The organism is Pseudomonas sp. LS.1a, assembly GCF_022533585.1.
Taxonomy (GTDB): Bacteria; Pseudomonadota; Gammaproteobacteria; order Pseudomonadales; family Pseudomonadaceae; genus Aquipseudomonas.
In genome coordinates, this window is the sequence record NZ_CP092827.1 from 4,675,950 (window position 1) to 4,689,543 (window position 13,594).

A 13,594-nucleotide genomic window follows, 5' to 3' on the forward strand; every position below is an offset into this window, starting at 1 on the left:
GCCGGCGCGCCTTTGCAAGGCGTTTCGACACGCTGGTCGGCACCGTCGAGCGTCTATATGAATGTTCCCGTCTTTAAGAGGAGCGCGCTGCATGACCGTGATCAAGCAAGACGACCTGATTCAGAGCGTCGCCGATGCCCTGCAATTCATCTCGTACTACCACCCCGTCGATTTCATCCAGGCCATGCACGAGGCCTATCTGCGTGAAGAGTCGCCTGCTGCGCGCGATTCCATCGCCCAGATCCTGATCAACTCGCGCATGTGCGCCACCGGCCACCGCCCGATCTGCCAGGACACCGGTATTGTCACCGTGTTCGTGCGCGTGGGCATGGACGTGCGTTGGGACGGCGCCACCCTGAGCGTCGACGACATGATCAACGAAGGTGTGCGTCGCGCCTACAACCTGCCTGAAAACGTCCTGCGCGCTTCGATCCTGGCCGACCCGGCCGGTGCCCGCAAGAACACCAAGGACAACACCCCGGCAGTGATCCACTACTCCATCGTCCCCGGCGACAAGGTCGAGGTCGATGTCGCGGCCAAGGGCGGCGGCTCGGAGAACAAGTCGAAGATGGCCATGCTCAACCCGTCCGACTCGATCGTCGACTGGGTACTGAAGACCGTCCCGACCATGGGCGCTGGCTGGTGCCCGCCTGGCATGCTCGGCATCGGCATCGGCGGTACCGCCGAGAAGGCCGCAGTGATGGCCAAGGAAGTGTTGATGGAGTCCATCGACATCCACGAACTGAAAGCCCGTGGCCCGCAGAACCGCCTGGAAGAAATCCGCCTGGAGCTGTTCGAGAAGGTCAACCAGCTGGGCATCGGCGCCCAGGGCCTGGGTGGCCTGACCACCGTGCTCGACGTCAAGATCATGGACTACCCGACCCACGCCGCTTCGCTGCCGGTGTGCATGATCCCCAACTGCGCCGCCACCCGCCACGCCCACTTCGTGCTCGATGGCTCCGGCCCGGCCGAGCTGGAAGCGCCGTCGCTGGACGCCTACCCGGAAATCGTCTGGGAAGCCGGCCCGAGCGCCCGTCGCGTCAACCTCGACGCCATCACCCCGGAAGAAGTCGCCAGCTGGAAGCCGGGCGAAACCATCCTGCTCAACGGCAAGATGCTGACCGGCCGCGATGCCGCGCACAAGCGCATGGTCGAAATGCTCAACCGCGGCGAAGAGCTGCCGGTGGACCTGAAAGGCCGCTTCATCTACTACGTCGGCCCGGTCGACCCGGTCGGTGACGAAGTGGTAGGCCCAGCCGGCCCGACCACCGCTACCCGCATGGACAAGTTCACCCGCCAGATCCTCGAACAGACCGGCCTGCTGGGCATGATCGGCAAGTCCGAGCGCGGCCCTGCCGCCATCGAAGCGATCAAGGACAACAAGGCCGTGTACCTGATGGCCGTTGGCGGCGCTGCCTACCTGGTGGCCCAGGCCATCCGCAAGTCGAAGGTCCTGGCCTTCGCCGAACTGGGCATGGAAGCGATCTACGAGTTCGAGGTCAAGGACATGCCGGTGACCGTCGCCGTGGACAGCAACGGTGAGTCGGTACACATCACTGGCCCTGCCCTGTGGCAGAGCAAGATTGCCCAGAGCCTGGCAGTCGAAGTGAAGTAAGCCTGATGTAACCGTGTCGCCTTCTTCGCGGGTAAACCCGCTCCCACAGGGACAGCGCAAGCCTGGGGCTACGCGCTACCTGTGGGAGCGGGTTCACCCGCGAAGAGGCCGCCCCTGTTCTACACAATTCGTTCGAACTGCTCCGGCCAGTCCCTGCGGGTAAAAACCTGCCCTTCCCGCCTCACTCGCCGCACTTCCTCCAGATCCACCTCACACACCAGCCACTGGCTGCACACCGGGCTCAATGCCTCACTCAAGGCCACCACCCCATCCCCCGGCATCCCGTGATCCGGCGGTACGAACAACCCTGCCCGGCCGATATTCTCGTCCAGCGCCGGCGACCAGGGCGCCAGCCCGACCGTAGGGCTCTGCAACACCGCAAGCTGGTTCTCCAACGCCCGCGCCTGCGCGCCAATGCGCACCCGGTGGTAACCGGCCTCGGTGTCGGTACAGCTCGGCGCCAGGATCAGGTCGGCACCAGCCTCGGCCAGGCGCCGGGCCAGCATCGGGAATTCGTTGTCGTAGCAGATCAGGATCCCCAGGCGCCCCAGTTCGGTTTCAAACACCTGCAGCCCCTGGCCCGCGGCTATGTCCCACTGCTCCCGCTCGAAGCGGGTCATCATCAGCTTGTCCTGGTAGCCCATTACACCCTTGGGGCCGAACAGCCAGGCACGGTTGCGGTAGCGCCCATCACTGTCCAGCACCGGTACGCTGCCCGGTTGCAGGTAGATCCCCCAGCGCCTGGCAAGGCTCTCGCACAGCGCCTTCCATGGCTCGATCAGCGGCTGGATGCCGGCGATGGAAGCCTTCAGGTCACCCCGCTGCTCGGCACTCAGCTGCCCGCTCAGCACCAGCCCGGCGTACTCCGGCAACAGCAGCAGGCGGGCCCCCGCCTCCACCGCCTCGGCGCACAGGCCTTGCAGGTGGTCGGCGTAGGCGTCCCAGGTTTCATGCAGCTCGATGGCGTACTGGCAGGCAGCCAGACGGATCATATCGGCAGTTCCTTGAGCCAGAACGACATCAGCTTGTCGGAGCTTTCCTGCTCGTCCAGGTCACGCCAGGCGTAGCTGGTGCGCAGCGACGGGTCGTGCAGGAAGCCGCGGTTCCGCCAGAAGCCGTGCAACGGCTTGTAGTCCACTGGCCGCCGCGGATGCACCCCTGGCCGCTCGACCGCGCAGAACGCGCAGTAATCGAACTCGGCCAGCTTGTGCGCGTAGGACTCGCGCTCGATGAAAAAGCGCACCCCCAGGCCCTGGCCACGGTATTCGGGCAGTACTACCGATTCACCGAAGTAGTACACGCTGGCCGGGTCACGCCCCTGGGCCAGGAACGGCTGCTGGAACTCGGGGGCGACATCCACCAGCGGCAGGCCGGTGGAGGCGCCGACCACCTTGCCGTCGTCCAGCGCCAGCACCACCAGGCTGCGCCCGGAGCGCGCATAGGTGGCCAGGTACTCGGCCTCGTACTCCGGGGTGCCGTCATAAAGGTAGGGAAACTCGCGGAACACGGTAAGGCGCAGGCGAGCGAGGTCATCGATGTAAGGCGCGATAGCGGCGCCGTGCAACAGGCGTATTTCCATGCTTGGCGGTCGTTTTGTCGATGTGGATGACGCGCTCGGCTAAGCCGGGCTTGAGGGGAAACCCTATCATCCGGAGCAACGACCCGCCTTTTCCCTCCACGACAGGTATTGTTCCATGACCGCTACCGAACTGGTAAATGCTTACTACGCCGCCTTCAACGCTGGAGACATGCCCGCCTTTCTCGCCCTGCTCAGCGAGGATGTGATCCACGACATCAACCAGGGCGAGCGGCAGATGGGCAAGGCCCGGTTTGCAGCGTTCATGGACAAGATGAACCGCTGCTACCGCGAGCGCCTGGCCGATATCGTGGTGATGCAGAACGCCGACGGCAGCCGCGCGGCGGCGGAGTTCACCGTGCATGGGGAATATCTGGCCGATGACGAAGGGTTGCCGGCGGCCAACGGGCAGACCTATGTGCTGCCGGCGGGGGCGTTCTTCTATATCCACTGTGGGAAGATTGCCCGGGTGACCAACTACTACAACCTCAATGACTGGGTCGAGCAGGTGGCCTGATCAGGGGGGATTGCCTGTACTGGCCTCTTCGCGGGCACGCCCGCTCCCACAAGGATCCCACACGACTTCAGAGCAGTGAGGTACATGTGGGAGCGGGCATGCCCGCGAAGAGGCCCTGTCAGGCTATACGGGTACCAAGCACCTTGAGGAAGGCAGCCAGCCACGCCGGATGCGCCGGCCATGCCGGTGCCGTCACCAGGTTGCCGTCCACATGCGCCTGGTCCACCGCGATATCGATGAATGTCCCACCCGCCAGGCGCACTTCCGGCGCACACGCCGGGTACGCACTGCATTCACGCCCTTCCAGCACACCGGCCGCTGCCAGCAACTGGGCACCATGGCATACCGCCGCGATCGGCTTGCCGGCCTGGTCGAACGCACGCACCAGCTCCAGCACCTTTTCATCCAGACGCAGGTACTCTGGCGCACGGCCACCCGGGATCAACAACGCGTCGTAACTCTCGGCCCGCACCCGCACAAAGTCATAATTCAAGGCAAAGTTGTGCCCCGGCTTTTCGCTGTAGGTCTGTTCGCCCTCAAAATCATGAATCGCGGTACGCACCGTCTGCCCCGCGACCTTTTCCGGGCATACCGCATGCACCGTGTGCCCGACCATGCTCAGCGCCTGGAACGGCACCATGACCTCGTAGTCTTCGACGTAGTCACCAACCAGCATGAGAATTTTCTTCGCCGTCATCGCACCCACTCCTTCGATTGCCTTGAGAAGTCACTGCACGATAGCCGGTCTCAGTCGCGACGGTCGAGCAAGTTGACCACCAACCGGTCCAGCCAACCCCACAACCGCTGCTTCACCCGGCGCCATAGCGGCCGGGCATGCCACTGCCCGAGGTCGACCACCTCGCTCAAGGCAAAATCACGCTCGAAGCTGGCCTGCACGGCCGCCGTCAGCGGCGGGTCGAGGGCCTCGATATTGGCCTCGAGGTTGAAGCGCAGGTTCCAGTGATCGAAATTGCATGAGCCGATACTGACCCAGTCGTCGATCAAAACCATCTTCAGGTGCAGGAAACACGGTTGATACTCGTAGATGCGCACCCCGGCGCGCAGCAAACGGGGGTAATAGCGGTGCCCGGCGTAACGTACCGAGGGGTGATCAGTGCGCGGACCGGTCAGCAGCAGCCGCACATCGACCCCCTTGCCGGCAGCCCGTCGCAGCGAGCGGCGCACGCTCCAGGTCGGCAGGAAGTAAGGTGTGGCCAGCCACACTCGCTGCTTGCCGCTGTTGATCGCCCGCACCAGCGAATGCAGGATGTCCTGGTGCTGGCGGGCGTCGGCATAGGCTACCCGGCCCATGCCCTGCCCCTGCGCAGGCACCTTGGGCAGGCGCGGCAGGCCAAAGCCCTCGGCGGGGCGCCAGGCGGTGCGACGGTTGTTGGCGTGCCACTGGCGGTCGAACAGCAACTGCCAGTCGTTCACCACAGGCCCCTGCATCTGCACCATCACCTCGTGCCATTCACTGGTCGCCTCGCCCGGCGTCCAGAACTCGTCGGTAACGCCCGTGCCGCCCACCACGGCCCAGCGCTCATCCACCAGCAGCAGTTTGCGGTGATCGCGGTACAGGTTGCGCAGGCCGCGCTTCCAGCGCAGGCGGTTGTACCAGCGCAGGTACACACCCGCGTCCAGCAGGCGCTGACGCAGCTTGCTGTTGAAAGCCAGCGAGCCATAGTCGTCGAACAGGCAGCGCACCCGCACGCCGCGTCGGGCGGCCTGCTCCAACGCTTCGACCACCGCATCCGCGCAGTCACCGGCCTCGACCAGGTACAGCTCCAGGTCGACCTGGATTTCGGCGCGCATGATCGCCAGGAGCATGCGCGGAAAGAACTCGGGGCCGTCGATCAGCAGTTCGAACTGGTTGCCATCCCGCCAGGGGAAGACCGGCCCCGGCATGTCAGCGGGCGGTGAAGATCAGCACCGCGCTAACCGGCACCGACGGGTTGATGGACGTGAGCCCGGCGAACTTGCGCAGGCGTTGCAGCCCGGGCAGCAGGCCGAAATCCTCGGCGCGCAGCACCAGGGGCTCAAGGGTCACCACCTGGAAGCGTCGCTCGTCCAGGCGGGTGGCCAGCAGCAAAGCGTTGTAGCTGTGCGACTGGCCATGCAGAGTCACCGTCAGCGGCAGGCGCAGCTCGATCTGGGCACCGTTGGCCAGGTCGTTGATCGGCCGCAGGTCCAGTTGCGCCTGCACCTTGGCTTCGGCAAAACGCTCGACCTCGAACAGGTCCTCGCGCATGCGTTCGTCACGCAGCGGAACGCCACTGCTCACCGAGTCCATCTCGATACTCAGCCCGGCAACGCCCTTGCGGTCGACCGTGCCATGCAGCACCAGAAAGCGGTGCACTTCGGCGGTGTTACCGTTCTTGCCGGTAATGAACGAAAGGCGCGAAGACTCGCCATCGAGGTGCCAGTTGGCGTGGGCGGGCAGGCAAAAAGCCAGCAACAAGGCGGGCAGCAGGCGGGGCAGCTTGAACATGACAGATCTCGTGAAACCAGACCGCCAACCTTACCCGCCCGCCTTCATGGCAGCAAGCGGCAGCCCTCGCGCGGGCCTTGCCAGGCGGCCTGATTGCGTCGGCCCAGGCCTTCGGCGGTGACCTGCCGCTGTTGGCTGTTTTCCTCCAGCAGGCTCAGCGGCAGCCATTGCTTCACGTAGCCTTGGCAATACGCCGGTTCGAAACCCATGACGAAGCGGCACGAGCAGTATTCCTTGGCCGAGTAGGCCGAAAGGATACCGGGGAAGTCCGCCAGGGCCTGGCGCTCGTGCCAGGCCCAGTACACCAGCCCCAGCAATACCAGCAGTACTACCCGCTTCATGCCCCCTTCCCGGCCAGCGCCACCAGTATTCGCCTGAGCATCTCGTCGTGCTGGTAGCTGCCGTCGCGGTCATCGGCGTATCGCACGATCACCAGCTTTTGCGCGGGCAGCACGTACAGCGCCTGGCCCCAGTGGCCAAGGGCTGCGTAGGTGTCGGCAGGCGCACTCGGCCAAGGCCGTGCAGCGCCGGCCAGCGGCTGGTTGAGCCACCAGTGTCCGCCGGGGTTGGCCTCGCCGGGCACTGCTTCGGCCGCGGCGAACGGCGTGCGGTTGAAGGCCACCCAGGGCCTGGGCAGCAATTGCCGATCCTGCCAGCGCCCCTCACGCTGCATCAGCAGGCCGATGCGTGCCAGGTCGCGAGCGCTGAGGTACAGGTAGGACGAGCCCACGTAGGTCCCCGCCCTGTCACGCTCCCATACCGCGCTGTCGATCCCTAACGGGGTGAACAGCGCATGCCAGGGGTAGTCGGGGTACTGACTGGCATCGAGCATGCCGCGCAGCGCGGCGGCCAGCAGGTTGCTGTCGCCACTGGAGTAGAGAAACCGCTGGCCCGGGCTGGCCACCGTGTCCCGCGCTGCCGTATAGGCCGCCATGTCCTCGCGGCCACGGGTATACAGCATGGCAACCACTGATGACTTGAGCGGGGCGTACTCGTAGTCCTCCTGCCAGTCCAGGCCGCTGGCCCAATGCAGCAGGTCGGCCATGCGCACGCCAGGATGGGCCTGCATGGCCGGGTAGAAGCGGGTGACCGGGTCCTGCAGCTGGAAGCGGCCTTCGCCCTGGGCTACCCCCAGCAGCGTGGCAAGCACGCTCTTGCTGATCGACCAGGTGAGGTGGGCGGTGGCGGCGCTGGTCGGGGGGGCGTAGCGTTCGTGGAGGATGCGCCCGTCGCGGATGATCAGCAGCGCGTCGGTGCGGATGCCGCTGCGTTCGGCAGTGGTGCGTGCGGGGAAGGCGTAGGCGTCGACGGCTTGCCAGTCGAGGGGGGCAGGGTCGTTGTGCCAGTCAGGGTCAGGCCAGACCTCAGCCTTGGCAGGGGCCATGGCCATACAAAAAAACAGCAGCAGACCTTTCAGCATCCCAGTACAGGCTCGCGTTATTTGGGGCTGCCTTGCAGCCCTTCGCGGGCCCGCCCGCTCCCACAGGGATCGCACCATTCATGGAGTCAGCGACATACCTGTGGGAGCGGGCAAGCCCGCGAAGGGCCGCACAGCGGCCCCAGGAATCATCGGATCACACCAACCTACCAGGCATTCATGACAATCCCGCAGCAGCCCACGCCTTGTTCAGCCGCTTCTCCCGCGCCGCCGCCGCCAGCGCCATCACCCCTTGGTCACGCTGCCAGATCTGCGCCCAATGCGCCGCCCCCGCCGCCAACGCGGCATCGATTTCCCCCCGCAGCGCCTGGAACTGCGCAAACAACCCGCCCAGCAACAAATGGCAGCCAACGCTATCGGCACACTGCCGGCTACCCTCGGCACACCCGGCCAGCAGCCCAAGCAACTGCAGGCGCAGGGCCTGCGGCCAGGCGCACTCCTGCCCAACGCCATACAGCCAGGCCGTCAACGCCGTAAGCACATACAAGTCCTCCAGCGAACGGAACGGCTTCACATAGGCATCCCAACCATCACCGGCCAGCAACTCGCACGCAGCCTGCTCCAGCACCAGCCGCCCATGGCCCACCTCTGGCATCAGCGGCAGGGTGGGCAGCGCTTCCAGCGTCACCCCTGGCTCCCCGGGGTAGACCACCGCCAGGTTCAACTGCGGCGCCGCCCCCGTCGCCTCGCTGCGCGCCGCCACCAGCAGCCATTCCGCCTCCAGGCCCGCAGTGACGAAATCCTTGCTGCCGGTCAGCCGCAAGCCGTCCAGGCGCGTGCGCATGTCCGCCGGCCGCACGCTGCGCCGTTCGGTGGCACACAGGGCACCGAGGCTGGGTGGGGCACTGGGCCACAGCACGCGCAAGGCGGCCTGGTAGCCGACCAGGAAAGCCAGGCCCGGGGTGGCCATTGCGCGCCCACCGAGCACCGCCAGTTCGAACGGGGCAACCGGGCCAAGGCGCTCGAGCAGCACTGCGTAGGTTTCGCCCAGGGTGCCCGCCAACCCTTGGCGAAGCGGGTCGTTGAGTCGTTGCAACCAGGCCATCGGTCGGCTCCTTGCTGAGGGGCTTTCTGTTAAGACTCAGGGGGGTGTCACGCAAGCATCACCAAAGATTCACAGGGGTGACACCCCGTCTACCTAGGCTGACTTTGCACAACAAAGCCGACCGGCCGCAACCCTTCATGGCTGGCTTATGGAGACTCGTAATGACTCGGATCGCTCACGCTGGCGACAACAGCACCGAACGCCGTCTGCAAGCCGAACGCCTGGTTGGCGCCGCGGCCCTGCAAGAAGCCCAGGCCCTGCGCTACAAAGTGTTCAGCGCCGAATTCAAGGCCAGGCTCAAAGGTGCCGAGCAAGGCCTGGACATGGACGACTACGACGTGCACTGCCGCCACATTGGCGTACGCGACCTGAGTACCGGCGAGCTGGTCGCCACCACCCGCCTGCTCGACCATCAGGCCGCCAGCAGCCTGGGCCGCTTCTATAGCGAAGAAGAATTCAGCCTGCACGGCCTGTTGCAGCTGCAGGGCCCGATCCTGGAGCTGGGCCGCACCTGCGTAGCCCCCGACTACCGCAACGGAGGCACCATCGCCGTGCTCTGGGGCGAACTGGCCGAAGTGCTCAACGAAGGCCGCTACAGCTACCTGATGGGCTGCGCCAGCATCCCCATGCAAGATGGCGGAGTACAGGCCCACGCGGTGATGCAGCGCCTGCGTGACCGCTACCTGTGCACCGAGCACCTGCGTGCCGAGCCAAAGAACCCGTTGCCCAACCTGGCCCTGCCACACAACGTCATCGCCGAAATGCCACCGCTGCTCAAGGCGTACATGCGCCTGGGCGCGAAGATTTGCGGCGAGCCATGCTGGGACGAAGACTTCCAGGTGGCCGACGTGTTCATCCTGCTCAAGCGCGACGAGCTGTGCCCGCGCTACGCCCGCCACTTCAAGGCAGCGGTCTGATGCCGAAGCTGCGGGTACTGGCCCGCCTGACTCGACTGCTGCTGGTACTGCTGCAGGGCATGCTGATGGCCAGCGTGATCGCCCTGGGCGAACGCCTGGGGTTCAAGGCGCCCATCGAGCGCCGCCAGCGCTGGACCTGCCTGTTCATGAAGCGCCTGGTCGCGGCCCTGCCCTTCGATGTGCGGGTGGTTGGCGAGCTGCCGCAGCGGCCGATGCTGTGGGTCAGCAACCATGTGTCCTGGACCGATATCCCCCTGCTCGGCATGCTGCTGCCGCTGTCGTTCCTGTCCAAGGCCGAGGTGCGCCACTGGCCGGTGGCCGGCTGGCTGGCGGAGAAGGCCGGCACCCTGTTCATCCGCCGTGGCGGGGGCGACAGCCAGCGCCTGCGTGAACAGATCGCCGGGCAACTGGGCCTGGCCCGGCCGCTGCTGATCTTCCCGGAAGGCACCACCACCAACGGCCGTAACCTGCGCACCTTCCATGGCCGCCTGCTGGCAGGCGCCATCGACCGCGGCGTGGCGGTGCAGCCGGTCGCCATCCAGTACCTGCGCGCTGGCCAGATCGACCCGATTGCGCCGTTCATTGGTGATGATGACCTGGTGTCGCACCTGATGCGCCTGTTCGCCCAGCCGCGTGGGGAGGTTTGCATTCAGCTGCTGCAGCCGATCGGCAGCGTGGGCAAGGAGCGAGCGGTGCTGGCGTTGCAGGCGCAGCAGGCGATTCACCTGGCGTTGTTCGGGGTTGAAGACGTTGAGCTGGCGCCACGGCGGCAGGCGCGGGCAGCCTGAATTCTTGCACTGCCAGTACCGGCCTCTTCGCGGGTAAACCCGCTCCCACAGGGATAGTGTGATCCCGAAGATAGCGCTGTACCTGTGGGAGCGGGTTCACCCGCGAAGAAGCTGGCACAGGACTAACAGCCAGACAACCGGCCAGCCGCTGCAAACACCTGCAACTGCGGATAAAACGCCCTGAAGTCCGCCAGCAATGGCTCATACAGCCGCTCCAGCTCCCCCATCACCCCAACCATCCCCTCCGGCCGCGACAAGCGCCGGGCAATGCCGTTGAACACCTGCTCCAGCGTGGCAAAATCCCCATACGCCCCCAGCCAGTCATCCGCCGCCATGAACGGCGCAATCCGCGCCAGCCGCCCCGGCAACTCGGGCTCCGCCAGCAACACCCGATAAAAGTCCCCGGTGAACTGCTCCAACGGTTGCTCGGCATAATCCCGCCAATGCCGCGCCAGGCAATGGTCGAAAAACACATCCAGAACAATGCCGGCAAAACGCCGCCGTTCCCGTGGGAAGCGCGCCAGTGCCGCCTGCACCAACGGGTGCTGGTCGGTATAGCTGTCGATATGCCGATGCAGCCGGATGGCCGCCTCCAGCGCAGGTGGGAAGCGCCCTTCCAGCGAGCCCTTGACGAAGTCGCCATACAGGCTGCCAAGCAGTTGTTGCGGCGCCGGGCCGCCGAGGTGCAGGTGTGCGAGGTAGTTCATGAGCGCAGTCTAACACCGCCGGCCAGTATATCGTTATAACGCGATATAGCGATTCGCACTCAGCTCAGAACCTCTTGGTATTTGTATATCGGGAAACCACGATTTACATTTCGCCCTATCGCGATATACCGCTACAACGAGCCTCAACCCATGCCTCTCGATCTCGACGAAATCATAAAAGCGCTGGCCCACCCGGTCAGGCGAGAAATCCTCAGCTGGCTGAAGGACCCGGCAACGCAGTTTCCCGACCAGTACCACAGCACCGAGAACGGTGTGTGTGCCGGGCAGATCGACCAACGCTGCGGCCTGTCGCAGTCGACCGTTTCCGCCCACCTGGCCACCCTGCAGCGCGCCGGGCTGATCAGCAGCCAGAAGATCGGCCAATGGCACTTCTTCAAACGTAACGAAACCACCATCCAGGCGTTTCTCGAACAACTGCGCCAAGCACTCTGAACAGGCAGGTAACCGTCATGACCACGCTTTTCGATCCGATCACCCTGGGCGACCTGCAACTGCCCAACCGCATCATCATGGCCCCGCTCACCCGCTGCCGGGCCGACGAAGGCCGCGTGCCCAATGCGCTGATGGCCGAGTACTACGTGCAGCGCGCCAGTGCCGGGCTGATTCTCAGCGAGGCGACTTCGGTCAGCGCCATGGGCGTCGGCTACCCGGATACCCCCGGTATCTGGAACGACGAGCAGGTGCGTGGCTGGAACAACGTGACCAAGGCCGTGCATGCCGCTGGCGGGCGCATCTTCCTGCAGCTGTGGCACGTTGGCCGCATCTCCCACCCCAGCTACCTGAACGGTGAACTGCCGGTGGCCCCCAGCGCGATCCAGCCCAAGGGCCATGTAAGCCTGGTGCGCCCGCTCAGCGACTACCCCACCCCGCGCGCGCTGGAAACCGAAGAAATCATCGACATCGTCGAGGCCTACCGCAGCGGCGCCGAGAATGCCAAGGCTGCCGGTTTCGATGGCGTGGAGATCCACGGTGCCAACGGTTATTTGCTCGACCAGTTCCTGCAGAGCAGCACCAACCAGCGCACCGACCACTACGGCGGCTCGCTGGAAAACCGTGCGCGCCTGCTGCTGGAAGTGACCGATGCGGCCATCGAGGTGTGGGGCGCGAACCGCGTGGGCGTGCACCTGGCGCCGCGTGCCGATGCCCATGACATGGGCGATGCCGACCGTGCCGAAACCTTTACCTACGTGGCCCGTGAGCTGGGCAAGCGGGGCATCGCCTTCATCTGCTCGCGGGAACGGGAAGCCGATGACAGCATCGGCCCGCTGATCAAAGAGGCGTTCGGTGGCCCGTACATCGTCAATGAGCGGTTTGACAAGGCCAGCGCCAATGCGGCCCTGGCCAGTGGCAAGGCCGATGCAGTGGCGTTTGGCGTGCCGTTCATCGCCAACCCTGACCTGCCGGCGCGGCTGGCGGCGGATGCGCCGCTGAACGAGGCGCGGCCGGAGACCTTCTATGGCAAGGGGGCGGTGGGGTATATCGACTATCCGCGGTTGTGATTGAGGGCCATTCGCGGGCACGCCCGCTCCCACAGGTACAGCACAAGCTTGAAGATTGTGCTGCCCCTGTGGGAGCGGGCGTGCCCGCGAAGAAGGCTCAGGTAATCTCAGGGCCGGGCGTTGATCTGCTGCTGCAGGTTCTGGATCTGGCTCTGCAAGGTATTCAGGTTGCGGGTCGTCTGCGCCCGGAACGCATCGAACTCCTGCACCGAAGCACCACCCGCCGACGACGCAGCCGGGCGGTTGTCGATCTGGCTCTTGAGCACCAGGATGTCCTGCTCCAGGTCCTGGATGGCCGCGCTCGGGTTACCCTGCTTCTTCAGCGCCGCCACTTCGCTGCCCAGGCTCTTGAGCTGCCCGTCCAGCTTGGCGCCATCCACCTGCGCGGCCTTCAGCGCAGCAACCTGTTCGTTCAGGCCCTTGAACTGGGTATCCAGCTTGCCACCATCGACCTGACCCGAGCGCAACGCGGCCAGTTCGCCATTCACCAGCTTCAACTGCGCCTGCAACTGGCTTTGCAGCTCGGTCACGGCCTTCTGCTGTTCACGGGTATCGGCCAGCACTTGCTCCAGGCGCTTGCCCAGGTCGCCGGTCTGCCCGGCCACCCCCTTCTGCAACTGGCGCAGCTGCAGCTTCAGCGCCTCGCTGCTGGTAGTGGCGCCGGACTCGCTGGCCGCCACCTTGCCGCTGATCGCCTGCAGGCGCCCGGCCGCCTCTTCGCTGATGCGGGCAAAGCTTTCCTGGGTCGCCACCAGCTGCTGCTCCATCAGCGAGATCTGCTGGAAGCTCCACCAGCCGAGGCCCGCCAAGGCGATGAACGAGGCCCCGAGCAATGCCCACAGCGGTGCCGTGCTGGCACCGCGAGCGGCTTTCTGGCGGCTGCGCACCACGTGCGCCGGCATCAGTTCGTCATCGTCATGGGTGCCGGCCCGCAGGGTAGGCACGTCATCGTAGTCATCGTGAGCATGGTTACGCATGGATAC

The 13,594-nt window shown here is 65.4% G+C and carries 16 protein-coding genes; 6 read left to right on the top strand and 10 right to left on the bottom strand.

The window, feature by feature from the left end:
* Window positions 1–91: 91 nt before the first annotated feature.
* Window positions 92–1,615, top strand: a complete 1,524-nt coding sequence (locus MKK04_RS21565) for a fumarate hydratase (protein ID WP_025340505.1) — start codon at window positions 92–94, stop codon at window positions 1,613–1,615.
* A 119-nt stretch (window positions 1,616–1,734) separates the two neighbouring features.
* On the opposite strand, the gene MKK04_RS21570 is transcribed toward MKK04_RS21565, so the two are convergent.
* Together MKK04_RS21570 and MKK04_RS21575 are read right to left on the bottom strand one after the other, a co-directional pair.
* Window positions 1,735–2,607, bottom strand: coding sequence for a carbon-nitrogen hydrolase family protein (locus MKK04_RS21570; protein WP_233694143.1), 873 nt, complete (start codon window positions 2,605–2,607; stop codon window positions 1,735–1,737).
* Complete coding sequence (locus tag MKK04_RS21575) at window positions 2,604–3,194, bottom strand: GNAT family N-acetyltransferase (protein ID WP_063913256.1); 591 nt, start codon at window positions 3,192–3,194, stop codon at window positions 2,604–2,606. The genes MKK04_RS21570 and MKK04_RS21575 overlap by 4 nt, the downstream gene beginning before the upstream one ends.
* Before the next feature lie 115 nt (window positions 3,195–3,309).
* Here MKK04_RS21575 and MKK04_RS21580 point away from each other — a divergent pair, with 115 nt between their 5' ends.
* Window positions 3,310–3,708 carry a nuclear transport factor 2 family protein gene (locus MKK04_RS21580; protein ID WP_025340507.1) on the top strand — a complete coding sequence of 133 codons (399 nt, stop codon included), beginning with the start codon at window positions 3,310–3,312 and terminating at the stop codon, window positions 3,706–3,708.
* Window positions 3,709–3,826: 118 nt separating this feature from the next.
* On the opposite strand, the gene MKK04_RS21585 is transcribed toward MKK04_RS21580, so the two are convergent.
* From MKK04_RS21585 to MKK04_RS21610, 6 genes are all read right to left on the bottom strand, one after another.
* Window positions 3,827–4,405 (bottom strand): DJ-1/PfpI family protein, encoded by a 579-nt coding sequence (locus MKK04_RS21585; protein ID WP_233687045.1) that lies wholly within the window; start codon window positions 4,403–4,405, stop codon window positions 3,827–3,829.
* Between the two features lie 50 nt (window positions 4,406–4,455).
* Window positions 4,456–5,613 (bottom strand): phospholipase D-like domain-containing protein, encoded by a 1,158-nt coding sequence (locus MKK04_RS21590; RefSeq protein WP_207834614.1) that lies wholly within the window; start codon window positions 5,611–5,613, stop codon window positions 4,456–4,458.
* Between the two features lies 1 nt (window position 5,614).
* Window positions 5,615–6,196, bottom strand: coding sequence for a YceI family protein (locus tag MKK04_RS21595; protein ID WP_207834612.1), 582 nt, complete (start codon window positions 6,194–6,196; stop codon window positions 5,615–5,617).
* Between the two features lie 44 nt (window positions 6,197–6,240).
* Window positions 6,241–6,537 (bottom strand): hypothetical protein, encoded by a 297-nt coding sequence (locus MKK04_RS21600; RefSeq protein ID WP_063913260.1) that lies wholly within the window; start codon window positions 6,535–6,537, stop codon window positions 6,241–6,243.
* Window positions 6,534–7,616 carry a serine hydrolase domain-containing protein gene (locus tag MKK04_RS21605; RefSeq protein WP_207834610.1) on the bottom strand — a complete coding sequence of 361 codons (1,083 nt, stop codon included), beginning with the start codon at window positions 7,614–7,616 and terminating at the stop codon, window positions 6,534–6,536. The genes MKK04_RS21600 and MKK04_RS21605 overlap by 4 nt, the downstream gene beginning before the upstream one ends.
* A 175-nt stretch (window positions 7,617–7,791) precedes the next feature.
* Entirely contained in the window at window positions 7,792–8,679 is an 888-nt protein-coding gene (locus MKK04_RS21610; protein WP_241105971.1) for an acyl-CoA dehydrogenase family protein, read from the bottom strand.
* A gap of 161 nt (window positions 8,680–8,840) precedes the next feature.
* Here MKK04_RS21610 and olsB point away from each other — a divergent pair, with 161 nt between their 5' ends.
* The gene (gene olsB, locus MKK04_RS21615) at window positions 8,841–9,596 is read left to right on the top strand and encodes an L-ornithine N(alpha)-acyltransferase (protein WP_207834606.1); all 756 of its coding nucleotides are present in this window, start codon (window positions 8,841–8,843) and stop codon (window positions 9,594–9,596) included.
* Complete coding sequence (locus tag MKK04_RS21620; RefSeq protein ID WP_207834604.1) at window positions 9,596–10,384, top strand: lysophospholipid acyltransferase family protein; 789 nt, start codon at window positions 9,596–9,598, stop codon at window positions 10,382–10,384. The genes olsB and MKK04_RS21620 overlap by 1 nt, the downstream gene beginning before the upstream one ends.
* Window positions 10,385–10,506: 122 nt before the next feature.
* On the opposite strand, the gene MKK04_RS21625 is transcribed toward MKK04_RS21620, so the two are convergent.
* Window positions 10,507–11,091, bottom strand: coding sequence for an acyl carrier protein phosphodiesterase (locus MKK04_RS21625; protein ID WP_207834602.1), 585 nt, complete (start codon window positions 11,089–11,091; stop codon window positions 10,507–10,509).
* Window positions 11,092–11,241: 150 nt separating this feature from the next.
* On the opposite strand from MKK04_RS21625, the gene MKK04_RS21630 reads away from it, so the two are divergent.
* Both MKK04_RS21630 and MKK04_RS21635 read left to right on the top strand, forming a co-directional pair.
* Window positions 11,242–11,544, top strand: coding sequence for an ArsR/SmtB family transcription factor (locus MKK04_RS21630; RefSeq protein ID WP_063913266.1), 303 nt, complete (start codon window positions 11,242–11,244; stop codon window positions 11,542–11,544).
* Window positions 11,545–11,561: 17 nt separating this feature from the next.
* A complete protein-coding gene (locus MKK04_RS21635; protein WP_207834600.1) occupies window positions 11,562–12,611 on the top strand; it encodes an alkene reductase in 1,050 nt (349 codons plus the stop codon).
* Window positions 12,612–12,718: 107 nt separating this feature from the next.
* On the opposite strand, the gene MKK04_RS21640 is transcribed toward MKK04_RS21635, so the two are convergent.
* Window positions 12,719–13,588: an ATPase gene (locus tag MKK04_RS21640; protein WP_207834598.1), complete on the bottom strand. Its 870-nt coding sequence runs from the start codon at window positions 13,586–13,588 to the stop codon at window positions 12,719–12,721.
* Window positions 13,589–13,594: the final 6 nt, after the last annotated feature.

Coding starts and splice junctions, on each gene's coding strand:
- olsB (WP_207834606.1), top strand. CDS start 8,841: ATGACTCGGATCGCTCACGCTGGCGACAACAGCACCGAACGCCGTCTG.
- MKK04_RS21595 (WP_207834612.1), bottom strand. CDS start 6,196: ATGTTCAAGCTGCCCCGCCTGCTGCCCGCCTTGTTGCTGGCTTTTTGC.
- MKK04_RS21585 (WP_233687045.1), bottom strand. CDS start 4,405: ATGACGGCGAAGAAAATTCTCATGCTGGTTGGTGACTACGTCGAAGAC.
- MKK04_RS21605 (WP_207834610.1), bottom strand. CDS start 7,616: ATGCTGAAAGGTCTGCTGCTGTTTTTTTGTATGGCCATGGCCCCTGCC.
- MKK04_RS21570 (WP_233694143.1), bottom strand. CDS start 2,607: ATGATCCGTCTGGCTGCCTGCCAGTACGCCATCGAGCTGCATGAAACC.
- MKK04_RS21565 (WP_025340505.1), top strand. CDS start 92: ATGACCGTGATCAAGCAAGACGACCTGATTCAGAGCGTCGCCGATGCC.
- MKK04_RS21640 (WP_207834598.1), bottom strand. CDS start 13,588: ATGCGTAACCATGCTCACGATGACTACGATGACGTGCCTACCCTGCGG.
- MKK04_RS21575 (WP_063913256.1), bottom strand. CDS start 3,194: ATGGAAATACGCCTGTTGCACGGCGCCGCTATCGCGCCTTACATCGAT.
- MKK04_RS21600 (WP_063913260.1), bottom strand. CDS start 6,537: ATGAAGCGGGTAGTACTGCTGGTATTGCTGGGGCTGGTGTACTGGGCC.
- MKK04_RS21590 (WP_207834614.1), bottom strand. CDS start 5,613: ATGCCGGGGCCGGTCTTCCCCTGGCGGGATGGCAACCAGTTCGAACTG.
- MKK04_RS21620 (WP_207834604.1), top strand. CDS start 9,596: ATGCCGAAGCTGCGGGTACTGGCCCGCCTGACTCGACTGCTGCTGGTA.
- MKK04_RS21625 (WP_207834602.1), bottom strand. CDS start 11,091: ATGAACTACCTCGCACACCTGCACCTCGGCGGCCCGGCGCCGCAACAA.
- MKK04_RS21630 (WP_063913266.1), top strand. CDS start 11,242: ATGCCTCTCGATCTCGACGAAATCATAAAAGCGCTGGCCCACCCGGTC.
- MKK04_RS21635 (WP_207834600.1), top strand. CDS start 11,562: ATGACCACGCTTTTCGATCCGATCACCCTGGGCGACCTGCAACTGCCC.
- MKK04_RS21610 (WP_241105971.1), bottom strand. CDS start 8,679: ATGGCCTGGTTGCAACGACTCAACGACCCGCTTCGCCAAGGGTTGGCG.
- MKK04_RS21580 (WP_025340507.1), top strand. CDS start 3,310: ATGACCGCTACCGAACTGGTAAATGCTTACTACGCCGCCTTCAACGCT.